The organism is Veillonellaceae bacterium, assembly GCA_025992895.1.
Lineage (GTDB): Bacteria > Bacillota > Negativicutes > Veillonellales > Dialisteraceae > Dialister.
In genome coordinates, this window is sequence record DAJPGA010000001.1 from 1239715 (window position 1) to 1264008 (window position 24294).

At 46.7% G+C, this 24294-nt stretch carries 23 protein-coding genes and 1 tRNA gene; 19 read left to right on the top strand and 5 right to left on the bottom strand.

Annotated elements, in window-relative coordinates; all coding sequences use genetic code 11:
• Nucleotides 1-39: 39 nt before the first annotated feature.
• The 9 genes from fumC (at nucleotide 40) to OIM03_05250 (ending at nucleotide 10186) form a co-directional block, all read left to right on the top strand.
• Complete coding sequence (gene fumC, locus OIM03_05210; GenBank protein ID HJI73674.1) at nucleotides 40-1425, top strand: class II fumarate hydratase; 1386 nt, start codon at nucleotides 40-42, stop codon at nucleotides 1423-1425.
• Nucleotides 1426-1759: 334 nt separating this feature from the next.
• The gene (gene rbsK, locus OIM03_05215; protein HJI73675.1) at nucleotides 1760-2641 is read left to right on the top strand and encodes a ribokinase; all 882 of its coding nucleotides are present in this window, start codon (nucleotides 1760-1762) and stop codon (nucleotides 2639-2641) included.
• Entirely contained in the window at nucleotides 2638-3042 is a 405-nt protein-coding gene (rbsD, locus tag OIM03_05220) for a D-ribose pyranase (protein HJI73676.1), read from the top strand. Before rbsK ends, rbsD begins: the two co-directional genes overlap by 4 nt.
• An 18-nt stretch (nucleotides 3043-3060) precedes the next feature.
• Nucleotides 3061-4542 (top strand): sugar ABC transporter ATP-binding protein, encoded by a 1482-nt coding sequence (locus OIM03_05225; protein ID HJI73677.1) that lies wholly within the window; start codon nucleotides 3061-3063, stop codon nucleotides 4540-4542.
• 5 nt (nucleotides 4543-4547) lie between these two features.
• On the top strand, nucleotides 4548-5486 hold the full coding sequence (rbsC, locus tag OIM03_05230; protein ID HJI73678.1) for a ribose ABC transporter permease: 939 nt from the start codon (nucleotides 4548-4550) through the stop codon (nucleotides 5484-5486).
• A 12-nt stretch (nucleotides 5487-5498) separates the two neighbouring features.
• Nucleotides 5499-6416 (top strand): ribose ABC transporter substrate-binding protein RbsB, encoded by a 918-nt coding sequence (gene rbsB / locus OIM03_05235; protein HJI73679.1) that lies wholly within the window; start codon nucleotides 5499-5501, stop codon nucleotides 6414-6416.
• Between the two features lie 187 nt (nucleotides 6417-6603).
• Entirely contained in the window at nucleotides 6604-7512 is a 909-nt protein-coding gene (murB, locus tag OIM03_05240) for a UDP-N-acetylmuramate dehydrogenase (GenBank protein HJI73680.1), read from the top strand.
• Between the two features lie 60 nt (nucleotides 7513-7572).
• Nucleotides 7573-8409 (top strand): hypothetical protein, encoded by an 837-nt coding sequence (locus OIM03_05245; GenBank protein HJI73681.1) that lies wholly within the window; start codon nucleotides 7573-7575, stop codon nucleotides 8407-8409.
• 493 nt (nucleotides 8410-8902) lie between these two features.
• On the top strand, nucleotides 8903-10186 hold the full coding sequence (locus OIM03_05250; GenBank protein ID HJI73682.1) for an O-acetylhomoserine aminocarboxypropyltransferase/cysteine synthase: 1284 nt from the start codon (nucleotides 8903-8905) through the stop codon (nucleotides 10184-10186).
• Nucleotides 10187-10307: 121 nt separating this feature from the next.
• Here the strand turns inward: OIM03_05250 and OIM03_05255 are convergent, their stop codons facing one another.
• Nucleotides 10308-10763 carry a PaaI family thioesterase gene (locus OIM03_05255; GenBank protein ID HJI73683.1) on the bottom strand — a complete coding sequence of 152 codons (456 nt, stop codon included), beginning with the start codon at nucleotides 10761-10763 and terminating at the stop codon, nucleotides 10308-10310.
• Nucleotides 10764-10957: 194 nt separating this feature from the next.
• Between OIM03_05255 and hslV the strand changes: the two genes are divergently transcribed.
• From hslV to OIM03_05285, 6 genes are all read left to right on the top strand, one after another.
• Complete coding sequence (gene hslV, locus OIM03_05260) at nucleotides 10958-11488, top strand: ATP-dependent protease subunit HslV (GenBank protein HJI73684.1); 531 nt, start codon at nucleotides 10958-10960, stop codon at nucleotides 11486-11488.
• Nucleotides 11488-12846, top strand: a complete 1359-nt coding sequence (gene hslU, locus OIM03_05265) for an ATP-dependent protease ATPase subunit HslU (protein HJI73685.1) — start codon at nucleotides 11488-11490, stop codon at nucleotides 12844-12846. Before hslV ends, hslU begins: the two co-directional genes overlap by 1 nt.
• A 210-nt stretch (nucleotides 12847-13056) precedes the next feature.
• Nucleotides 13057-14046, top strand: coding sequence for a biotin--[acetyl-CoA-carboxylase] ligase (locus OIM03_05270; GenBank protein HJI73686.1), 990 nt, complete (start codon nucleotides 13057-13059; stop codon nucleotides 14044-14046).
• 63 nt (nucleotides 14047-14109) lie between these two features.
• Entirely contained in the window at nucleotides 14110-14667 is a 558-nt protein-coding gene (locus tag OIM03_05275) for a biotin transporter BioY (GenBank protein ID HJI73687.1), read from the top strand.
• Between the two features lie 202 nt (nucleotides 14668-14869).
• Nucleotides 14870-15655 (top strand): type III pantothenate kinase, encoded by a 786-nt coding sequence (locus tag OIM03_05280; GenBank protein ID HJI73688.1) that lies wholly within the window; start codon nucleotides 14870-14872, stop codon nucleotides 15653-15655.
• A gap of 99 nt (nucleotides 15656-15754) precedes the next feature.
• A tRNA-Glu gene (locus tag OIM03_05285) sits at nucleotides 15755-15830 on the top strand.
• Nucleotides 15831-15890: 60 nt separating this feature from the next.
• Here the strand turns inward: OIM03_05285 and OIM03_05290 are convergent.
• Both OIM03_05290 and OIM03_05295 read right to left on the bottom strand, forming a co-directional pair.
• On the bottom strand, nucleotides 15891-16229 hold the full coding sequence (locus OIM03_05290) for a branched-chain amino acid transporter permease (protein ID HJI73689.1): 339 nt from the start codon (nucleotides 16227-16229) through the stop codon (nucleotides 15891-15893).
• Entirely contained in the window at nucleotides 16226-16936 is a 711-nt protein-coding gene (locus tag OIM03_05295) for an AzlC family ABC transporter permease (protein HJI73690.1), read from the bottom strand. Before OIM03_05295 ends, OIM03_05290 begins: the two co-directional genes overlap by 4 nt.
• Nucleotides 16937-17078: 142 nt before the next feature.
• Between OIM03_05295 and sppA the strand changes: the two genes are divergently transcribed.
• From sppA to trpS, 4 genes are all read left to right on the top strand, one after another.
• On the top strand, nucleotides 17079-18029 hold the full coding sequence (gene sppA, locus OIM03_05300; protein HJI73691.1) for a signal peptide peptidase SppA: 951 nt from the start codon (nucleotides 17079-17081) through the stop codon (nucleotides 18027-18029).
• A gap of 9 nt (nucleotides 18030-18038) precedes the next feature.
• The gene (locus tag OIM03_05305; GenBank protein HJI73692.1) at nucleotides 18039-18629 is read left to right on the top strand and encodes a YIP1 family protein; all 591 of its coding nucleotides are present in this window, start codon (nucleotides 18039-18041) and stop codon (nucleotides 18627-18629) included.
• 259 nt (nucleotides 18630-18888) lie between these two features.
• The gene (gene glmS / locus OIM03_05310; GenBank protein ID HJI73693.1) at nucleotides 18889-20715 is read left to right on the top strand and encodes a glutamine--fructose-6-phosphate transaminase (isomerizing); all 1827 of its coding nucleotides are present in this window, start codon (nucleotides 18889-18891) and stop codon (nucleotides 20713-20715) included.
• Nucleotides 20716-20847: 132 nt separating this feature from the next.
• Nucleotides 20848-21843 carry a tryptophan--tRNA ligase gene (gene trpS, locus OIM03_05315; GenBank protein ID HJI73694.1) on the top strand — a complete coding sequence of 332 codons (996 nt, stop codon included), beginning with the start codon at nucleotides 20848-20850 and terminating at the stop codon, nucleotides 21841-21843.
• 112 nt (nucleotides 21844-21955) lie between these two features.
• Here trpS and ptsP read toward each other — a convergent pair whose 3' ends face one another.
• A complete protein-coding gene (gene ptsP / locus OIM03_05320) occupies nucleotides 21956-23584 on the bottom strand; it encodes a phosphoenolpyruvate--protein phosphotransferase (protein ID HJI73695.1) in 1629 nt (542 codons plus the stop codon).
• 32 nt (nucleotides 23585-23616) lie between these two features.
• Nucleotides 23617-24192 carry a cob(I)yrinic acid a,c-diamide adenosyltransferase gene (locus OIM03_05325; GenBank protein HJI73696.1) on the bottom strand — a complete coding sequence of 192 codons (576 nt, stop codon included), beginning with the start codon at nucleotides 24190-24192 and terminating at the stop codon, nucleotides 23617-23619.
• Between the last annotated feature and the right edge of the window lie 102 nt (nucleotides 24193-24294).

The window sequence follows — 24294 nt, forward strand, 5'->3', positions numbered from 1 at the left end:
TATATAGAAAATAGTTAGTATAGAAAGGGCTGTGGAATGATGGAATACCGTATTGAACATGATTCACTTGGCGAAGTCCGCGTACCGGCGGATCATATGTGGGGTGCTCAGACGCAGCGCTCCTTCGAAAATTTCAAAATCGGCAGAAAAATGCCGGAAGAAATTATTCATGCTTTTGCTGTATTGAAAAAATGTGCAGCAAAGGTCAATGAAGAAAATGGTGATCTCGATCCTGAAAAGGGTGCGGCAATCCGTGAAGCCTGCGATGAAATCATGGCAGGAAAATGGCCTGATGAATTCCCGCTCGTTGTGTACCAAACCGGTTCAGGCACACAGAGCAATATGAATATGAATGAAGTGGTTGCTCACATTGCCAATTTGAAACTGGCAGAAGCAAAGAGCGAAAAGAGAGTTCATCCGAATGATGATGTGAATATGTCGCAGTCATCCAATGATACATTCCCCACAGCCATGCATATAGCAGCTGTAACTGTCCTTCATAAATACCTCTATGACTCTATTGATGAACTGACAGCTACTTTTACTGCAAAGAGTGAAGAATACATGCATACCGTCAAAATCGGACGCACCCACGTGCAGGATGCAGTTCCGCTGACATTCGGCCAGGAAGTATCCGGCTGGACACAGATGCTGATCCAGAGCAAGAAAATGATTCAGGATGGGGAAAAGTATCTCCATGAACTTGCCATCGGCGGCACGGCCGTAGGAACCGGCCTTAACAGCCCGAAGGGATTCGGTGAACAGGTCTCCAGGGCAATTGCTGATGAAACAGGAATTCCGTTCACTTCAGCTCCCAATAAATTCTATGCCCTGACAGCCAGAGATGATATCGTCTTTACGCACGGTGCTTTGGATGCGCTGGCCGGCGACTGCATGAAATTTGCTGACGACCTCCGCCTTCTGGCAGGCGGCCCCAGAGCAGGACTTGGAGAACTGACAATCCCTGCCAATGAACCGGGTTCCTCCATCATGCCGGGCAAGGTGAATCCGACACAGTGCGAAGCGCTGACAATGGTTGCATGCCGCGTTCATGGCAATCAGGCAGCAGTTTCCATGGCATCCTCGCAGGGACGCTTTGAGCTTAACGTCTATGCCCCGATTCTTGCTGACAGCTTCATTGAATCCGTCAAACTCTTAGGCGAAGCCATCCATTCCTTTGATATTCACTGCGCACAGGGAATCCAGGTCAATGAAGACCGCATGGAAGAACTCGTAGAAAAATCCCTGATGCTCGTTACTGCATTATCCCCGCATATCGGCTATGAAAAGTCCGCTAAGATCGCAAAGAAGGCATTTGCTGACAACAGCTCCCTCAAGGAAGCGGCTCTTGATCTTGGCTACGTAACCGAAGAAGAATATGACCGCTGGGTTGATGCCAGAGAAATGACAAACGTTGACCGCTGATTGTTTCAGGTAATCATTAAGACTGGAGATTCCTCATCAGGGATCTCCGTTTTTTTGTTGGGCACAAGCTGCAGGAAATCCTTTTGAAAAGAAATCCAGGAATGCATAATGTCCTTAACGGGACAGGGAATTTCATATATAATAAGGAAAATACTATGCCTGCATAAAGGAAAATGAGATATGGATGCTGTTTTTACAGGCATAACAGCGCCGATTTAAGAGAATTTGCAAATAGGAGAGTTTTATTTCCTAAGAATTCTTTTTTCTCGGGTTCTTTTATGATAGAATAGTAGCGTTGACTTTACATTAAGTATATACATATCAGGGAGGTTATATGGGTCATATTTCTGTGATAGGCAGCTGTAACATGGATCTCATGATCGAGGCCGACAGAAGACCACAAGCCGGCGAAACAGTTATGGGAAAGAGACTGATCGTTTCTCCTGGAGGAAAAGGGGCCAATCAGGCAGTAGCAGCAGCCCGACTTGGGGAAAAGGTATATATGATTGGCTGTGTTGGCAATGACGCTTATGGCAGCATGATGCTCGATACGCTCAAAGAGAACGGCGTGAATACGGATTATGTGTCTGTCCTGGACAATGAAGCGACCGGCACGGCGCACATCATTCTGGCAGAAGGCGATAACAGCATCATCGTATTGAAGGGTGCCAATGACAAAGTGGATAAAAATGTAGTTGATTCTGCTTTTGATATTATCAAGACATCTTCGCTTGTCATGCTCCAGCATGAGATTCCCATGGATACTATTGGATATATCATTGACAGGTGCTATGAAGAAGGGATTCCGGTCATGCTGAATCCTGCACCTTACATGGATATCCCTGAAGAATGGATTGAAAAAGTTACATACCTGACTCCTAATGAACATGAAGCAGCGCTGATGTTTGAAGGAATGGACCGTGATGAAATTCTGAAAGCCCATGCCGGAAAGGTCATCATGACCGTAGGAAAAGAAGGCGTTGTTTACGGGGATGGCGATGATGTGGTTCATGTTTCCGGATTTACTGTCTCTGCAGTAGATACGACCGGGGCAGGGGATACATTCAACGGTGCTTTCGCAGCTGCAAGATGCGACGGGCTTCCGCTTAAGGAAGCAGTACGTTTTGCCAATGCGGCAGCGGCTTTGTCAGTTCAGAAGATTGGCGCTCAGGGCGGCATGCCTTGGCGCAGTGAAGTGGAGGAGATGCTTTCATGAACAAGTATGGAATCTTAAACAGCAGCATTGCTAAAGTTCTGGCAGATCTGGGCCATACAGATAAAATCTGCATTGGCGACTGCGGACTTCCTGTGCCAAGCGGCGTAGAGAAAATCGATCTGGCGCTTCGTTTCGGTGAACCGCTCTTTATCGAAGTTGTCAAAGAAGTGGCAAAGAACATGCAGATAGAGAAAATTTATCTGGCACCGGAAACAGCATCCAAGAATCCAAAGCAGTGGGAAGCACTGAAAGAAGTATTCCCGGAAGACAAAGTCGAATGGGTCATGCTGAAGGACCACGAACAGCTGAAAGCAATGGAGAAGGATTGCAAGACTGTCATCAGGACAGGAGAAGTTACTCCTTTCTCCAATATTATTCTCCAGTCCGGAGTCATCTTCTAAGAGAGGAATCTGAAGTACATGGATATAAATATGGTAGGGATTTGCAAATCCTTCGGTACGAACAAAGTACTCGGGGGAGTCAATCTCCATATTCGTCCCGGCGAAGTGCATGCTTTGATGGGCGAAAACGGGGCAGGCAAATCTACATTGATGAATATTTTAACAGGGATTCATAAAGCGGATGCCGGAACGATTCTTGTCGATGGAAAGGAAGTCACATTCCAGAACAATAAGGATGCAGAAGAGCATGGCATTGCTTTTATTCATCAGGAACTCAATATATGGCCGAACTTGTCAGTGCTTGAAAATCTCTTCCCGACAAACCAGCCCAGAACACGTCTGGGATTGATTGATTTCAAGGAAATGAGAAGACGCGCTGAAGCAAAGTGCAAGGAAATCGGAATTGAACTTCCTCTTGATGCAATTGCAGGAGAGTGCTCCGTAGGCCAGCAGCAGATGACTGAAATTACACGAAACCTGATGCTGGATGCCAAGACGGTCATCATGGACGAACCGACAGCTGCCTTGACAGAACGTGAAACCGACAGCCTTTTTGCCGTCATGAAGACATTGAAGAACAACGGCGTATCTGTCATTTATATTTCCCACCGCATGGAAGAAGTATTCAATAACTGTGATACGATCACCGTCATGCGTGACGGACAGACAATCAGCACGCGTCCTACGGAAGAAACAGGAATGGACCAGATCGTCAATGATATGGTTGGCCGTGTCATGAGCGAATATTATCCGGTTCGTACGAACGTTCCGGGCGATGAAGTATTCCGCGTGGAAAACTTCACACAGCCCGGCGTGTTCCGTGATGTTTCCTTCTCCGTCAGGAAGGGCGAGATCCTTGGCGTGGCAGGGCTCATGGGCGCAGGACGTACGGAAATCATGAGAGCCATTTTTGGCGTCGATCCGCATGAATCCGGCAAGCTGTACCTGGAAGGAAAGGAAATCACAATCAAGAAGCCGCTTGATGCAATCAATCATGGTTTCGGGTTCATTACAGAAAACAGAAAATCCGAAGGTCTGATCCTTGACTTCTCAATCGGAAAGAATATTGCGCTTCCCAGTGAAGAAAGACTGGCCAAGGGCCATGTCATCAATGCCAAAGCTGAACGGGATTTTTCCGAAGAACTTTCCCACCGTTTGGGGGTTAAAGCACAGAGCATTGATTTGGCAGCAAGCACACTCTCTGGCGGCAATCAGCAGAAGGTCGTCATTGCCAAGTGGGTAGGCATGCACCCCAAGCTTCTGATCCTCGACGAACCGACAAGAGGCATCGATATCGGTGCGAAGAAGGATATTTATGATTTGATGAATGAACTGACCGCCAAAGGCGTGTCCATCATCATGGTTTCTTCCGAACTTCCGGAAGTCATCGGGATGAGTGACAGAATCATGGTTATCCATGAAGGCCGTGTGGCTGGAATCGTTGATCATAAAGATGCAACACAGACAAGAATTATGACGCTTGCAACCGGAGGAGAGTAAAAAGAATGAATTCCGCTAAAGTAAAAAACATTGTAAGAGAAATGGGTCCGCTGATTGGGCTGATTCTTCTCTTTATTGTCATTTCTGTATTGAATGACAGTTTCATCGATCCATCTAACTTAAGAAACCTGGCCAGACAGATTTCCATCAATGCACTGATCGCCTTTGGCATGACCTTCGTCATCCTGACGGGCGGCATTGACCTGTCTGTCGGTTCCATTCTGGCTCTTTCCAGTGCACTTATGGCAAGCATGATTGCCAAAGGCACGAATCCGGAAATGGCAATCGTATTCTCTGCTTTCATCGGCATCCTTCTGGGAGCCGTGAACGGCATCATCATTTCTTATGGCAAGGTCGCACCTTTTATTGCTACACTGGCTACCATGACTATTTACCGCGGTGCTACCCTTGTTTATACAAACGGCAACCCGATCAGCGAATTGACAGATGATCCTCTCTTCACAGGTTGTGGTCAGGGATTTGTCCTTGGAATTCCGGTTCCTGCGATTGTCATGCTGATTGCATTCTTCATCCTGTACTTCATCCTGAAGAAGACTCCTCTTGGACGTCAGACTTATGCAGTAGGCGGCAATGAAAAGGTCTCCTACATTTCCGGGATTAAGATTGACAGAATCAAGATTTTTGCGTATGCTTTGACTGGATGCCTTTGTGCGGTGGCAGGCGCTATCCTGACTGCTCGTCTGAACAGTGCCCAGCCTACAGCCGGCATGGGTTATGAACTTGATGCTATCGCTGCAGTAGTACTTGGCGGTACATCTCTGGCCGGCGGTAAAGGCCGTATTTCCGGTACTTTGATCGGTGCTCTGATCATTGGTACATTGAATAACGGTCTTAACATACTGAACGTATCCAGCTTCTACCAGCAGGTTGTCAAAGGTATAGTTATTTTGCTCGCAGTACTTATGGATCGCAAGAAAAACTAAGGAGGAAGACAATTGTTAAAGAAAATCGCTTTGGCTGCAATGATCGGTGCAGCACTTATTTCTGTCGCAGGCTGCGGCTCTTCTGATAAGAAGTCCAACGGAGCAGCTTCTGGCTCCAAGAATGTTACGATCGGCTTCTCTGTTTCCACACAGAACAACCCGTTCTTCGTAACCATGGCTAACAGCGTAAAAGCCGCTGCTGATAAAGCCGGTGTCAATGTTAAAATCGTTGATGCTCAGAATGACCCTGCAAAGCAGGCTAATGATATCGCAGATCTGCTCCAGGGCAACATCAGCGTACTCATCGTAAACCCGGTTGACTCCGCTGCCATCTCCAACTCTGTCATCGCAGCAAATAAGGCAAAGATTCCGGTTATCACCATTGACCGCTCTTCCGATAAGGGCGAAGTTGCAGCTCATATCGCTTCCAACAACGTCAAAGGCGGCGAAATGGCAGCTAACTTCATCGTTTCTAAACTTGGCGAAGGTGTTCCGGTTGCTGAACTGGAAGGTATTCCAGGCGCATCTGCTACACGTGAACGCGGCCAGGGCTTCCATAACATTGCCGACAATAAACTGAAGGTTGTTGCAAAGCAGAGCGCAGACTTTGACAGAAGCAAGGGCCTGACAGTTACTGAAAATATTCTTCAGGCAAATCCTGAAATCAAGGCTATTTTCGCTCAGAATGACGAAATGGCTCTTGGCGCAGTCAGCGCAGCAAAAGCTGCTAACAAGCAGCTCCTGATTATCGGCTTCGACGGCACTGCTGACGGCATCAAAGCTGTCAACGACGGCGAAATGGCAGCTACCATTGCTCAGCAGCCAGATAAGATGGGCGAAATCGGCGTTGATACCGCTATTAAGCTCGCTAAGCATGAAAACGTAGAAAAGAATATTGCTGTTGACCTGAAACTGGTTGAAAAGAAATAATCTTTTCTAAAATGACAACCTGAATTAAAAACCGCGGCCTTCGTGCCGCGGTTTTTCTTTTTGATTTGATATCGGTAAGCTTTTTACGTGCATTTATTGAATATATTATTCGTTATTATTCATTGACGATGATGCCTGCTAAATTTATAATAGGAGAAGCATAAAAATTAATGGAAAAGGAATCTATATGAATTTAAATGACGCAAATCTTTTCTCCGGCGTTTTAGGAGAAAATCAAATAAAAGTGAACGAACCTATGAGCAGGCATACGACATTTGGTATTGGCGGGCCCGCTGATTTTTTTCTGCTGCCTGAAACGACAGAAGAATTATGCATCATTACCAAACTGGTCAGAAAGAATAATCTGCCGCTCTTCATCCTTGGCGGCGGCGCGAACCTTCTTGTCAGGGACAAGGGAATACGCGGTGTTGTCATCTGCACATCCCGTCTTCAGGGCATTGAAAAAATAGGAAATATGCTTAAAGTATCAAGCGGCATTCCGACAGCCGCTGTTGCCAGGAAGGCTCTTTCATACGGCCTCTCCGGGATGGAATTTGCAAGCGGCATCCCGGGTTCTATCGGCGGAGCTGCATTCATGAATGCGGGTGCTTATGGCGGGGAAATGTCAAAAATCATTTCCCAGGCGACGGTCTGCGATACGAGCGGCGACCTTGTTGTTTATGACAAGAAGGATCTCGGATATTCTTACCGCCAAAGCCGTTTCATGCAGAAAGGCGAGGTCATTGTAGATATTACACTCTCCCTCAAGGAAGGCAATGAAAACGATATCAAGGCGCTTATGGATGATTTGAACGGAAGACGCAGATCCAAGCAGCCGCTGGACAAGAAGAGCGCAGGAAGCACCTTTAAACGCCCTGAGGGCCATTTCGTAGGCCAGATGATAGAAGAATTAGGGCTTAAGGGATTTTCTGTCGGAGATGCCCAGGTGAGCGAAATGCATGCCGGATTCCTGATCAATAACGGCAACGCCAGCTGCGAAGATATGCTCCAGCTGATTCATGTAGTACAGGGAAAAGTGAAGGAAGCCTATGGAGTCGATCTGCATACGGAAGTACAGATTGTCGGAGAAGAATAATCCAGTAAATGCTCTTTTTATGAATTGATTGACTGTTTTTAAGAAAGAAGGCAGGCTGCAATGGAAGTCATAGCATTTTTTGGTCCACCCGGAACAGGAAAAAGTGACAGGGCTCTTGTTGTAGCCTATGAAAATAAAGCGTCCTGTATTATTGACGACGGAATCCTTATTTACCACAGCAGAATCGTGGCCGGCAAATCAGCCAAGCGCGAAGAAAGCCGCCTGAAGGCTGTCAGGCGAGCTATTTTCTGGGATGCGGAGCAGAGGGAAGAAGTCAGGCAGGCTCTTGAGAAAATCAATCCGAAGCGTGTCCTAATCCTTGGTACGTCGGACCGCATGGTAGAGACGATCTGCGAGGCACTGGGACTTCCAAAGCCATCCAAGTATATCAGGATTCAGGATGTCGCCCGTCCGGATGAGATGCTTAAGGCAAAAGAAGCAAGGAACAAGGAAGGAAAGCACGTTATTCCTGTCCCTACCATGGAACTGAAGCCTTACTTCAAAGGGTACCTCATTGATCCGCTCCGTTTCTTCCGTAACAGGAAGAAGGAAATGCCGAAGCGTTTCAGCGAGAATGAGGAAAGATCTGTGGTAAGGCCGGTTTTCAGCTATTACGGGAAGCTCTCGTTTTCTGACCGTGTCATTGAGTCGCTGGTGTATTATGCAGTCAGGGATATGAAAAAAATCCGCATTACGCATGTCAGAAGCGAGAAAAGCACGGGCCAGATGAATGGGATCATCCTTTTCATTGATGTCTCCGTAAAGCCCGGAACACCGCAGGAAATCAAGAAAATCATCCATACGATGAGAGACCGCATCCAAAGGGAAATCGAGCATACGACTGGCATGTCGCTCGATACGATCAAGGTCAATGTGACGACCGGAGTGACGCGGTAAAGAAAATCGTCAAATAATTTTCTTGACAGAGATTTGTCCATATGGTAAGTTAGATGCAACTCTAAACGATGAGGAAAAGAGTAAACAGATGGCGGCAGCCAAGCGAGTCCGGATAGTGGAAGCGGATATGTCAAAACTGTTGAAGTGCATTTCTGAGTTTGAAAGGCTGAAACCAAGTAGGCTTTCCCGGGTCCTCCCGATACAGAGGCACGGTATGCGGCACAGGCCAAGTACCTGTTAAGGCATGTATGGCGACATATATGCAAAATTAGGTGGAATCACGTAGCTCTCGTCCTAAACGGATGGGGGCTTTTTTGATTACATGAAGAGCAGTGCCTCTTCATGATCCGTTTTGAGTAAGCGCAAAGGAGAAGTCATTATGATGGAAAGGCGATGTCGTAGTTAAGAGACTGGGAAGCATAGAAGAAGCGTATTAAAAATGAGTGCAGAATGACCTGCACGTATAAACGGATTTCCAAGGGAGGAAAATAAGATGAGCGAAAAGAAACTTCATTTTGAAACATTACAACAGCATGCAGGCCAGGTGCCGGATCCGGTAACAGGGGCAAGAGCCGTTCCGATTTATCAGACGACATCCTATGTATTCAAGGATGCACAGGAAGCAGAAGACCGCTTCGCACTCCGCAATCCGGGTTACATTTATGGCCGCCTGACCAATCCGACGCAGGATGTACTGGAAAAGAGACTGGCAGCCCTTGAAGGCGGCACAGCAGGCCTTGCTGTAGCAAGCGGCGCAGCAGCAGTTACGTATTCCATTTTGAATATTGCAGGAGCCGGCGATGAAATCGTTGCCGCATCCACCCTTTACGGCGGCACCTATGAGCTCTTTACCGATACACTGCCGCAGCTCGGCATTACGACCCATTTCGTAGATCCTGATCATCCGGAAGAAATTGAAAAGGCGATTACTCCAAAGACAAAAGCAGTCTATATCGAAACATTGGGAAATCCGGCCATCAACATCCCGGACTTTGATCTGATCAGGGATATCGCTCATGCCAGGAATCTTCCTGTACTTGTTGATAATACATTTGCTACACCTTACTTATTCCGTCCTCTGGAACACGGGCTTGACGTATCCATCCATTCCACGACAAAATTCATCGGCGGACACGGCACGACACTGGGTGGTGCTATCATTGAAAACGGAGCATTCAACTGGAACCAGCCGGAAAGATATCCTCATTTCGCAAAACCGGATGCATCCTATCATGGAATCAATTTTGCAACAGACATCCCGGGAGCCGGCTTCGTAACAAGAATCCGTGCCAAAGTACTCAGAGATACCGGCGCAGCCATTTCCCCGATTTCCGCATGGTTCTTTATTCAGGGACTTGAAACACTGTCCCTCCGTGTAGAAAGACATGTTTACAACGCAACGAAAGTGGCTGAATACCTGGAAGCTCATCCGAAGGTAGCAAAGGTCAACTATCCGGGCCTCAAATCTTCTCCATATCATAAACTGCAGGAAAAATACCTGCCGAAGGGCGCGGGTTCCATTTTCTCCATCGAGCTGAAAGACGGGTTTGAAGCAGCCAGAAAATTCATTGACAACCTCGAAATCTTCTCCGACCTTGCCAATGTAGGCGACTCCAAATCTCTCGTCGTTCATCCGGCCTCCACTACCCATCAGCAGCTTGATGAAGCAGCACAGAAGGCAGCAGGAATCACACCGGGAACCGTACGTATTTCTGTAGGCATTGAAAATGTCGACGATCTCCTGAATGATCTGGAACAGGCTCTTGCCAAAATTTGATGAATAAAATCAGATATCTTCTGAATGCAGGGGAGATCCTGTTCTCTGGTGAAGATTGAAAATGAAAAGGCAGTGTGCGGTAATTTTGCACACTGCCTTTTATAGTGATGATTAAAAAATTCTAGCCGTTCCAGTGGTGGGGGATTTCAGGAAATTCTCCGATGACCATCATGTTGGCAAGGATATTGGACATAAGGCGTCCTTCCTCGTCGCGCATTTCAGCGGTAATGGCGATGGTAGAGCGGCCGCGGTGAGTGACCTTGCTCGTGACGCGGATTGTTTCTCCAGGCGTTACCGTACGGATGAAATTCATCGTCAGTGTAACTGTTGCAACGACGGCGCCTACGGTTGCGCTCGTCACACCTGTAACGGAATCAGCAAGCGCGGCAAAAACGCCTCCATGAATGACGCCTCTCTGGTTGTTATGCTTTTCGGGGTCGGTCTTAAGGCTGACCGTTGCGCTTCCGCAGTGAATTTCTTCAATGTTGATATGGAAGTAATCCATCATGAAATGATTGGGCTTGTATATATCTCTGATGTGCTGCCTGATTTGTTCTGGGTCTGTTAAAATTTCCATAAATAACCTCCCGCTGAAATAAGGAACTATATAAACAATCATAATCACGCACCGGGGGGAATTGCAAGAATGAATCATCCTGACAGGAGAAATCCGTTCCACTTTACGATGAGTTTCCAAACAACGTATAATAATTATATATAGTATAATAATTATATATACTCAATTGGATTTAAAAGGTATAAGGAGGTCATATGTTTCACGCAACGACAATATTGGCAGTCAAGAAAGATGGACATACAGCAGTAGCTGGTGACGGGCAGGTCACTATGGGCAATGCCGTCATCATGAAAAATACGGCGCGTAAAGTAAGACGCCTTTATCACGGCAAGGTAATAGCAGGCTTTGCAGGTTCAGTGGCAGATGCCTTTGCTCTTTTTGATAAATTCGAATCAAAACTGGTCGACTGCAACGGCAACCTGGTCAGGGCGGCTGTCGAGTTTGCCAAGGAATGGAGAAGCGACAGAGTTCTCCAGAAACTGGAAGCGCTCCTGATCATGACAGACGGGGAGCATCTTTTCCTTGTATCCGGAAGCGGGGAAGTCATAGAACCTGACGACGGAATCCTTGCTATCGGAAGCGGCGGGAATTATGCGCTCGCAGCTGCCAGGGCACTGGTATCCGTAACAGATCTTTCTGCCCGTGAAATTGCAGAGAAATCACTTCATATAGCGGCAGATATCTGTGTTTATACAAATCACAACGTCATCGTGGAGGAAATATAATGAATGATGAATTAACGCCAAGACGTATTGTAGAATACCTGAATCAGTATATCATCGGCCAGCAGGATGCCAAGAAATCCGTGGCCGTTGCCCTTCGGAACCGCTGGCGCGCCAGCAAACTTTCTCCTGAAATCGCAAAGGAAGTCAGCCCGAAGAATATTCTCCTGATCGGGCCTACCGGCGTAGGCAAGACGGAAATCGCAAGAAGGATTGCTTCCCTTACCAATGCGCCTTTTGTAAAAGTGGAAGCGACAAAGTACACGGAAGTCGGCTATGTCGGCAGAGATGTAGAATCCATGGTCCGTGATCTGGCGGAAGAATCGGTACGCCTTGTCAAGAAGACAGAAGCAGACCGCCACAAGAAGGATGCCGAAGAGGCTGCCCTGAAGAAAATTCAGGAAGCTATGTGGCCGTCAAAGAAAACGGAAACCAGAAGCCCGATGGATATCATCTTCGGAGAAAAGAAAGCAGAACCTGCCATTGATCAGGGAGAAAAGGAAAGAAGAAAGGACCTTCTGGAAAGAATCAGAAGCGGGGAACTTGATGACCGCATGATTGAAATCGAGGTTGAAGATAAATCAGGAACATCCGGAGATTCAGACAATGAGCAGGCCAACCAGATTTCCATGATGCTTTCCAACATGATGCCCAAGAAAACACGCAAGAAGAGAGTGACTGTCCGCCAGGCCAAGAGTATCCTGGCAGAAGAAGCCGCTGAAGAGATGGTCGACATGGAAGTCGTCAAAGAAAAGGCAATCCGTCTGGCTGAAGAGCGGGGCATTATCTTTATTGATGAAATTGATAAAATTGCCGGAAGAAACAATACGAGCGGGGCAGATGTATCAAGGGAAGGCGTGCAGAGAGATATTCTTCCAATCGTAGAAGGAGCGACCGTAAAGACGAAGTATGGCCAGATGAAAACAGACCATATTCTGTTCATTGCTGCCGGTGCCTTCCATGTGTCCAAGCCAAGTGACCTGATTCCTGAGCTTCAGGGCCGCTTCCCTGTCCGCGTGGAACTCTCGAGCCTGACGAAGGAAGATTTAAGGAAGATATTGACAGAACCGCGCCAGGCCCTGATCCGCCAGTATGAATCGCTTCTTGAGACAGAAGGTGTGACGATTACGTTTACGGAAAGCTCTCTTGATGCCATTGCCGAGATTGCCACTCACGTCAATGAGGAAACCGAGGATATCGGGGCCAGAAGGCTTTATACCATCCTGGAAAGAGTGCTCGAGGATATTTCCTTTGAGGCGCCTGACCTGGAGGACAAGAACGTGACGATTGACGGCGATTACATAAGAGAAAAAATGGGAAGGATTACGCAGGATATTGACGTATCCAACTATATCCTTTAATACAGATTTGTCATAACAAACCGGGATCTCAAACAGGGATCCCGGTTTTTCGCGCAGAGTATAATGAATAATGTCAATCGGGGAAATCTTATTGGTTGACCGATGGTTTACAACTGATTATAATGTAAGGAAATAAAATAGTCTTGAATAAAGTCCGTTTTATCTATAAAAATAAGGATATAAAGTACTTCACAGGATCGGAGGTTTATTATGCGAAATGAAATTCTGGATTATTTTCGCAAGGCGGATGGCAATTTCGTTTCCGGACAGCAGATTTCAAAAGACCTGCATGTCTCGCGTACAGCAATCTGGAAGCATATTAACGTCTTGAAAGAAAGAGGCTATATTTTTGAATCCAGTACAAGAAAGGGATACAGATTGATTTACGCACCGAATTTGCTGACACCGCTTGAAATTGACAGCGCACTCCATACAGAGACATTTGGAAGACATGTCGTCTATCTGGAATCCACACAGTCTACGAATGAAGAAGCAAAGAAGATAGCACGCGAAGGTGCTGAAGAAGGAACCATCGTCGTCGCTGAAGAACAGATTACAGGACACGGAAGACTCACGAGAGGATTTTTCAGTCCTTTTGCTAAGGGCATCTGGTTTTCTCTGATCCTCCGTCCTAAATTCTTCCCGATGGAAGCATCCAAGTGCACACTTCTGGCGGCAGTAGGCGTTTGCCGCGGCATCAGAAGGCTGGGGCTTGCTGATGCAGGCATCAAATGGCCAAATGATATCCTCGTCCATGGCAAGAAACTTGTCGGCATCCTGACACTGATGTCTGCATCCATGGAAAAGATCGACTATATTATCATGGGCATCGGCATCAATACAGGAATCAAGAAGAATGAATTCCCGGAAGATTTCCGTGAAGGCGCGACGTCCTTCCTTAATGAGGGCATCAACGTTTCACGAAAGGACCTCCTTGCAGCTATCCTTGGCGAGCTGGAAAAAGAATACAGCATCGCGCAGAATGAAGGCTTTGACAAAGTGCTTGATGACTGGAGAGCGCTTTCTGTTACTTTGGGACAGGAAGTCCGCGTAATCTTCGGCGATGACAGCTATACAGGGAAAGCAGTCGATATTGACCGCGATGGCTGCCTCCTGGTCAATACAGGAAGCGAAGTCAAGCGCGTCATTGCAGGGGACGTATCCATACGCCCTGTAGATGCGCCGATTCCCAAACGCTGATTCAATCTGGTTGACTTAAAGAACGGCAATGATAAAAATGAAATTTCAGAAAAGAGGAAAAGTATGAAAAATCATAATTTTATCAGTGCTGCATTATTTGCCGGTATCATGGCAATATTATCACAGTTTGCATTTCCGATAGGCGCCGTTCCGATTACGCTGCAGAGCTTTGTCTGTGCGCTGGCAGGGGGCGTCCTTGGCAAGAAATGGGGTGCCATTTCCATCGGGCTTTGGCTGATTCTTGGCATGATCGGGATTCCGGTCCTTACCATGGGGAAAGCCGGCATCGGCATATTCCTCTCCCCGGTAGGCGGTTATTATCTGGGATTCGTCCTGATGGCCTTTATCAGCGGATTCAGATCGGAAGAAAAGGTCAATATTTTCTGCTATATCGGATTTGCCATCCTTGGACTTATTTCCTGTTATGCATTGGGAACCATCTGGTTCATGGGATACTTCCAGTACGGCCTTGGAAAGGACATGCCTCTCTGGACAGCTTTGACCATGACGGTATTCCCGTTTGTTGTATTTGACCTGATCAAGGTGACTTTAGGTGTATTGAGCGGTGTCAGGATCAGAAGGGCATTGATTCAGGCAGGTTTCCGTCCGACGACACATTAAGGTACCATAAAGAGTTCCGGGGCTTCGGCCGGCTTCCGGGACTCTTTATTTATTGCAAAAATACGGTAAAACCGTTATTTTATCGATGACAGCAGAAAAGAAAATAGTTTGCAAGTCTTGACATTACGTTAACTTTGTTGCATTATACACTTGATATTAAATTTAGTCATAACCATAGGTTATCATTTGGAGGGGTATTCGAATGCTTCTTGCCTTTGATGTAGGTAATACGAATATTGTATGCGGTGTCTATAAGGACCGTAAGTTAATAAAGAATTGGCGCATAGCGACGGATACACTGCAGACAGCCGATGGTTATGCAGCACTTCTCGGCACGCTTTTCCATCTGAATCAGCTGGAATTTGATGATGTGGAAGATATCATTATTTCCACAGTCGTTCCGCCGATTATTCCTATTCTGGAAACGATGTCTCACCGCTATTTCCATGTAAAGCCGATTCTGGTCGGCCCCGGGATCAAGACGGGACTGAATATCCTGTATGACAATCCAAAAGAACTGGGCGCGGACAGGATTGTCAATGCGGTAGCAGCCATTGCTGAGTATGACTGTCCCCTGATCATCATTGATATGGGAACAGCAACGACATTCTGCGTGGTTGATACAAAGGGGAATTACCTTGGCGGCGCTGTTGCACCGGGCATCGGTATTTCTATGGAAGCTCTGTTCCAGAGAGCATCCAAACTCCCTCGCATCGAACTCGTCAAGACGCCGAACATCATTTGCCGCAATACTGTATCCGCCATGCAGGCAGGCATCTATTACGGATTTGTCGGACAGATTGATGAAATCGTAAAACGGATTAAAGAAGAACTGAATGAACAGAATGTCAAGGTCATTGCGACCGGCGGACTGGCAACCCTGATTGCCAAGTCATCCAGCACGATCGATATCGTTGATCCGATGCTGACATTGAAAGGCCTTCTGATCCTATATGAAAAGAATAAAAACGAAGGCGGACGCAAGTAAATAGAGAGGCGGATGGATGCCATCCGCCTTTTTGATTGGCTTGATAGACTTAAAAGGTCTTGAAATTTAACTGTACATCAGTTATAATTACAAGCACATGGCCGGTTAGTCAAACGGTTAAGACGCTGCGTTCTCAGCGCAGAGAGTATGGGTTCGAATCCCATACCGGTCACCAAAAAAAGAGGGAGATGCTGCTGCATCTCCTTTTTTGCTGTGGTTGAAATTGATTCGGTGTTTAAATGAAGACAAACTGGACGAGCCCCATGTAGCATAATGTACCGGCAGCCATGGACAGGAGCATCTGCCCCTTCCATAGATGAACGGCCGCAGTTACGGCAAGCCCTGCAATTTCAGGAATGCCGTAATTTCCACCTGTCCACTGGACATCCTTCAGGCAGTAAATGACAAGAAGCGCAAAGACGGCAGAGGGGAGGGCCTTTCCCAGAAAATTGACATAGGCGGGAAGCCGGCTTCCCGGTTTGAAGATGAGGAAGGGAAGAAGGCGGGTCAGGATTGTTGCTCCTGCGCAGATGGCTATAATGAGGACTTGTTCATAAAAGGGAAGTGAAGTCATAAGAGGCCTCCTGCTTTTTCAATACGTCTCCTGAATAAAGTAATGATGCCCAGCATGAGTGCCATGGACGGGATGATGAAGGAATTGCTGCCGAAAAAATAGAGGCAGATGGTGCTTGAGAAAAGACCGATCAATGCCGTATAATGTTTTTCCTCACGCTTCCATTGTTCAAGGAAAATGACAAGGAACATGGAAGTCATGACAAAGCTCAGTCCTTTTGTATTGAAGGTAACGATGTTTCCCAGAAGGCCTCCGATAGCCGCGCCGCTTACCCAGTATACATAATTCAAGAATGATACCCAGAACATGAACCAGTTTCTGTCGATGCCGCGGGGAATCGTTGCTGAGTAATTGAGAGCAAAGGTTTCATCGCACATCCAGTAAATAAGGAAAGGTTTCTTCCAACCGGTTCCTGCGTATTTTTCAAGCATGGCAAGGCCGTAGAAAAGATGCCTTGCCTGAACGGTGAAGGCGATGACGAATGTCTGCCACGGGGCAAATGGGGAAAGCAGCATAGTGACTGTGATGAATTCAAGCGATCCGCCAAATATGAACATGGCCATGAATAAAGGATACAGGAAACTGAATCCAAGGGTATACATATAAAATCCGTAGGCAAAGGCGATGAACCAGAAGCCGGCAAAAACCGGCAGCGTATAGGGAAGCGCTTCTTTGAAAGCAGAAAGCGCTGCATTTCTCTCTGTCATATTGAGTCCCTCCATATAAGAGATTTACATCCTATCGTATCAAAAATGATGGCGCAATGGAATATGAAGAGTATCCTTTTTTCTAAGATGATAATCATGAATGTGCTATAATTTAATTAAATGGAAATCAGGGAGGCAAATTATGGATACAAGCACCAAGAGAAAATGGGTCATAGCTGCAGTCATACTGCTTGTTGCAGCTGCTCTGGCGGCCGCCTGCATGAATGTCTGGCAGGACAGGAGCTTCCAGAACAAGGGAAAGGGATATGTGGCAGTTATCCGCATCGATGGTCCTATTTACGGCGGTGCCGGATCAGAATCCGTGCTGAATAGTTCCGAAGGCGTTTCCAGCGAGGATCTGATGAGACAATTCCAGGCCGCGCGCAAAGACCTGCAGGCCAAGGCCATTCTTGTAAGAATCAACAGCCCCGGTGGTTCAACCGGCGCGACACAGGAAATTGCCGAGGAAATGGACAAGGTCAGGAGCAGCGGCAAGCCGATTATCATATCCATGGGTGATATGTGCGCATCGGCAGGGTACTGGCTGGCAAGCAAGGGGAATTATATATTTGCTTCCCCTGCAACGATTACAGGCAGCATCGGCGTCTATATGGACTATAATAACATCGAGGATTTAATGAATAAGATCGGCGTCAAGAATGAAAAGATCAAAAGCGGCGCGCATAAGGATATCCTTTCCATGTACCGCCCGATGACGGGAGAGGAAAGACAGATGCTGCAGTCGATGGTAGATGATATCTACAACCAGTTCGTACAGACCGTTGCTGACGGCCGCAAAATGGATGAAAACAAGGTCAGAAGCATTGCGGACGGAAGAATCCTGACGGGCAAGGAAGCACAGGATTTAGGACTGGTCGATGCTATGGGAAATTACTATGATGCCCTGAACTATGCAGCAAGCAGCGGGGGAATTCCCGGGGAAAATGTACCTGTCAAAACGTATACGAATGGAATGTCACTTAAAGGCATCCTTGCCGGCGAGGCAGAGAATGTCAGCAGAATCATGGCCAGAGAAATGGCTGAAAATATGACTAAAGCGCTTTCGGAATCTTCTGTTCCGTCTGTTAAGTAAGGAGGAACTATGAATTCTTTTCTCGATCTTGCATTTTCATTGATTACATCACCCAGAAAAGCGATGGCAGTCATTACGAACAGCGAAAAGTTGAAGGAAGGGTTCTTCTTCTGGATTTTCGTCGTACTGCTGATGGCGATTTCTGCATTCAGGGAAGGGCCGGGACTCATCCTTCAGTTTGCACTCCTTTTCCTGGGGATGGGTATAGCCCTATTGTGCCACAGTGCCGTGATTGACTACATTTCAGGCTTGTGGGGAGGAATGGGGACCGCAAAGGGGATCACAGCCGGTTTCATGGCTTCCTCGCTGCCTCTGGGCTTTTCAGTATTCTTTATGCTGATCGGCGCCTCCGGCGTCAATGAAATCAGCAGCGCCGGTACCTTTATACTTTCACTGTGGGCTTTTTATCTCGACGTTCTGGCAATCAGTGAGAATTACCGTTTCAGCACGGCAAAAGCCTTTGTGGTAGCAATCATGCCATATGCGCTTCTTGTCCTTGTATTCGTGCTCCTTGCCGTTCTTGCCGTCCTGACGGCTGCTGCAGGGATCAGCTCCCTTGAGAGTATGGAAGGCATGGAGAATGTGCTGAGCCAGCTTTAAATGCAGAGTGGAAAAGATGCTGCCTTTCAGCGTCTTTTCTTTTTGTTTATTAATGTTAAAATGAATTGGAACCTGCCCGGACGGGTAATGTAAAAACTTATTTTGACAGTCTATGCGATTTAGTTTGCATAAATTTTAAAATCTTTGCTTTTGTGATATAATAAGCAGAATATGAGCATCTTTAGGGATGCATATAAAAACAAATAACAGTAAAATAAAATAGACATTAATAAGAAACTTGTAAGGAGGAATACCATTTATGTGCGGTATTGTAGGTTATGTCGGCAGCGGCGAAGCTTCTGAATTTTTAATTGACGGGCTCCGTCGTCTTGAATACAGAGGCTATGACTCTGCTGGTATCGCTGTGTATGAAAACGGAAAGATTCAGATCGAAAAGAAAAAGGGCGGTCTGGCTAATTTGGAAGCTGTTCTTAAGGAACATCCTCTCCATGGACATATCGGGATCGGACATACACGCTGGGCTACACATGGCCAGCCGTCTGATGTGAATGCCCATCCTCACGGCGACTGCCATAATCACTTTGTCATTGTCCACAACGGCATCATTGAAAATTACATGACGCTGAAAAAGGAATTGATTGAAAAAGGTCATGTTTTCAAGTCAGAAACGGATACCGAAGTTGTTGCACATCTCGCAGAAGAACTTGATGATGGCAATTTCCTTTCCACCGTCAGAAAAGTACTGGCAAAAATTGAAGGCTCCTACAGTCTGGTATTCATGGATGATTCTGATCCGGATACCATCATCTGCACGAAAAAGGACAACCCTCTGATTATCGGGCTGGGCAAGGGCGAAAACTTCATCGCTTCTGATATCCCGGCTGTCATCAACCGTACACGCCAGATTTACATCATGAATGATTATGAACTTGCTGTTGTCAAGAAAGACAGCATCACTTTCTATGACCATGATGATAAAGAAATCACAAAAGATATCCATGAAGTAACATGGAGCGCTGAAGCGGCAGAAAAGGGCGGCTATCCGCATTTCATGCTGAAGGAAATTTATGAACAGCCCAAGGCCATTCATGATACAGTCCAGATTTATCTGAATAAAGACGGATCCGTAAACTTTAAGGATCTCGGCTGGACAGAAGACTGCTTTGATGATATCGACCACATCCTGATTACAGCATGCGGAACTGCGTATCATGCAGGCCTTGTAGCAAAGCATTACATTGAACGCTTTGTCAGAATCCCGGTCTCCGTCGAAATTGCATCTGAATACAGATACAGCAATCCTCTGACGACAAACAAGACACTCTGTATCGTAGTCAGCCAGTCCGGTGAAACGATCGATACACTGGCAGCCCTGAAGGAAGCAAAACGTCTTGGCGCAAAGAGCCTTGCTGTTACCAACTCCATCAGCTCTTCCATTGCAAGAGAATCCGATAATGTCATTTACACGATGGCAGGCCCAGAAATTGCAGTCGCATCCACCAAGGCCTATACGACCCAGCTCGTAGCGCTCCTTCTCCTTGCTTTGTACATGGGACAGCTCAGGAAGACCATAAAGCCGGAACTTGTCAAGGAAATCACTGATGCCCTGAAAGATCTGCCGAAACAGATCGAAAAGGTACTGCAGGAAAATGATTACATGGCAGAAGTAGCTGAACGTCTGATCAAAGCTCACGATATCTTCTATCTGGGACGTTCCATCGACTATGCGATTGCCATGGAAGGCGCATTAAAACTGAAGGAAGTATCTTATATCCATGCAGAGGCTTATGCAGCCGGAGAATTAAAGCACGGCACTCTTGCCCTGATTACCGAAGATACACCTGTCATTGCTGTAGCTACACAGGATAATGTCAGCTCGAAGATGTACAGCAACATCGAAGAAGTCCGCGCCCGCGGAGCTGAAGTTCTTGGCATCGGCTATGAAGATGATGCAGAAATCGGTAAGTACACGACGGAAACTGTCAGAATCCCGAGAGTGGATCCTTTCATTGCGCCGATCCTTTCCGTTATCCCCATGCAGCTTCTGGCTTACTACACCAGCATCAAGAGAGGCAACAATGTAGATAAGCCCCGCAACCTTGCTAAGTCTGTAACGGTTGAATAATTGAAAATATGACTGGATTGCAAAGAGGCAGGCGAGTAACCCTGCTTCTGGCAATCTTTTCATTTATGGATCATTTTGTCAGTCACCCATTATAACCAAGTCGATCATCAAATATTATAAGGAGGCATCGTTATGGATGTTATTTTTTCTGGAATTCAGCCCAGCGGCGATCTTACACTGGGAAATTATCTTGGGGCATTGAAGAATTTTATTCCGTTCCAGGATAAGGCAGAATGCTTCTACTGCATTGTGAATCAGCATGCAATCACAGTGCCGCAGGACCCAAAGCTTCTTCATGAAAGAACAAGAAACCTGGCAGCATTATATATTGCAGCAGGACTGGATCCGAAAAAAGCAACGATTTTTGTTCAGTCTGAAGTGCCGGAACATGCCCTTCTCGGATGGATGATGATCTGCAGCGCCTATGTAGGCGAAATGGAAAGAATGACCCAGTATAAGTCCAAAGCGCAGAAACAGGAAAAGAAGAACGGCTTTATTCCTCTTGGCCTTTTGACCTATCCTCCGCTGATGGCAGCTGATATCCTGCTCTATCAGGCAACACTTGTCCCGGTAGGTGATGACCAGCGTCAGCATATGGAAATCACAAGAGACCTGGCAGAAAGATTCAACCGTAAATACGGTGAGGTCTTCACACTGCCGGAAATGTGGGCTCCTGAAGGAGGAGCACGCGTCATGAGCCTTCAGGAACCTACCAAGAAGATGAGCAAATCGGATGACAATGAATGGGCTACCATTCATATGCTTGATGAACCGGACGTTATCACAAAGAAAATCAAGAGAGCAGTGACCGACTCTATCGGACACGTTCATTATGATAAGGAAAACCAGCCCGGCGTTTCCAACCTGATGAGCATTCATTCTGCTTTCTCGGGCAAAAACTTCGAAGAAATAGAGAAGATGTATGAGGGACAGGGCTACGGTGTGTTCAAGAAAGACCTGATCGATCTGATTATCGATCAGATGAGCCCGATCCTGAGCCGCTATAAAGAACTGATGGGAAGCCCGGAACTGGATTCTATTCTTGATGAAGGCGCAGCCAAAGCGCATGCAAGAGCAAGCATTACCTATAACAAGGCCATTCATGCTATGGGCCTGTACCGCAAATAAGAAAAAAGGGTCTGTGACGAAATGAGCAATCATTTCGCCACAGACCCTTTTGCATATGCAGACCATCATATGAAAAAAGGAAGCATGCCGCCTGGTATGCTTCCTTTTTCTGTTATTTTGAAAGATCGATGGAACGGATCTGCTGGCGGAGCGGGAGGACAGAGTAGGGGGCAACAGAGAATTCATCGATGCCCATTCTGAGGAATGTTTCCGTGATGGAAAGGTCAGAACTCAATTCACCGCACATGCCTACCCAGATGCCTGCTTTATGGCCATTATCGATGGTCATCTGAATCAGCTTGAGGACAGCCGGATGATGGGGGTTGAAGAAATCAGAAAGGACACGGCTTGAACGGTCTACAACGAGCGTGTACTGGGAAAGGTCGTTAGTACCGATCGAGAAGAAGTCGACTTCCTTGGCCAGCTTGTCGCTGATGAGAGCAGCCGCCGGAGTTTCTATCATGATGCCGATCTGGATCTGATGGTCATAGGCAATGCCTTTCTTATCCAGGTCCAGTTTGACTTCATCCAGGATTTCCTTTGCCTTCCATACTTCCCATACCGAAGTGATGAGCGGGAACATGATTGCAATCTTGCCGAATGCGCTGGCACGGAGAATAGCGCGAAGCTGCGTCTTGAATATTTCCGGTCTTTTGAGGGAAATACGGATAGCTCTCATGCCCAGAGCCGGGTTTTCTTCTTTAGGAAGATGGAAGGCAGAGGCGTCCTTGTCGCCGCCGATATCAAGAGTACGGATAATGACGCGCTTACCGGTCATTGTTTCAACAGCAAGCTTGTAAACGTTGAACTGTTCTTCTTCACTTGGAAGGGTATCTCTTCCCATGTAAATGAATTCACTGCGGAAAAGACCGATGCCTTCAGCGTCGTTTTTAAGGACAGCAGCCAGATCGGCGGCAGAGGAGACGTTGGCAGCGACTTCAATCCTGCGTCCGTCTTTCGTTTCACTCGGGACGCCTTTGAGCTCCTGCAGGAGCTGTTTGAGTCTTATGCTCTGATCCTGCTTTTCTTTCATGACAGAAAGCACACCCGGTGTCGGTTCAAGATAAACAGTCCCGGAGAAGCCATCTATAACAGCGGTCTTTCCATCATAAGCATAGTCTACATCTTCGCCGGTAGCTACAATGGCAGGAACACCCAGAGCGCGGGCAAGGATGGCCGTATGAGATGTCGGTGTGCCTTCTTTTGTGACGAAGCCTAAGATCTTGCTGGTATCCATCTGTATGGTTTCACTTGGTGTCAGGTCGTCAGCATAGAGAATGCATGGTTCATCGGTGGAGAAAAGGACCTTCTTCTGGCGGAGCACGCGCAGAAGAATACGGGAAACTTCCTTCATGTCAGAAACATGAGCCTGCATGTAGGTGTCTGAGCCTGCGCTGTAAATCTGGATGAAGTTCTGCTCAGCCTGTCCGATCGCATATTCTGCGTTGACGCTCTGGTTTCTGATAATAGAGCGGATGGAATCAATAAAGGAAGAACTTGTCAGCATATGCTGATAGACCTTGAAAATGGAGGCGTTGTCCAGACCTACATGGGATACGGCTTCCTGATAGAACTGCTCCATTTTGGCACATGCTGTGTTTCTTGCAGAATCAAAACGAGCCACTTCAGTTTCAGGGCGGTCTACCGTGGTCTGAACGATATCAAATTCCTGATGACGGAAAATTTTCAAAGGTCCGATGGTTACCATTCCCGAAATACTTTTACCACTAATTTTTAACATACTTTTCAATCCTTTCTTTGGCAGAGCTGTTGTCAGTCCTCTATGCCTTCGCGTCCTATAACACCTTTATCGTAGTAATGCCTGATTTTTTTCATTTCAGTAATCAGGTCAGCAGAGTCCAGAATCAGTTTCGGAGCATTCCTTCCGGTAAAGACAAGCTCGACATTTGGCTTTCGTGCAGAAAGAATCCGCTTTGTATCTTCATCTGTGGCCAGGTCATACCAGCATGCCATATTGTATTCATCGAGGATGACAAGATCATAGCCATCAGAGACAGCTTTCACTGCTTCGTCAATGCCTTTCAGAATGAGCGCACGGTATTCAGCGGGCGGATTTCCTGCCGGATAAATCGTGACCTTGTCTCCCCATGCTTTAATTTCTTCTTCAGTCAGCATGCCTTCTTTTGCAATGAAATAAGGTTTGCCGAGAGTGATCAGTGTAATTCCGGGAAGCGATTTCAGAATTTTCTGTTCTGAATAGGCCAATGACTTCATGAACTGAATAATGCATACACGATGCCCGGCTCCGATGGAGCGGATTGCCAGGCCAATGGCAGCTGTCGTTTTTCCCTTGCCATCACCTGTATATACTTGAATGTAGCCTTTCATGAGAAGCCCTCCTTTTCAAGCAAATCTGGAAATCAGCCGTGCTTAGGCCAATCTGGCAGAGTAATATGATTCAACTATGATTTAAGCTTCTTGATCAAGCTT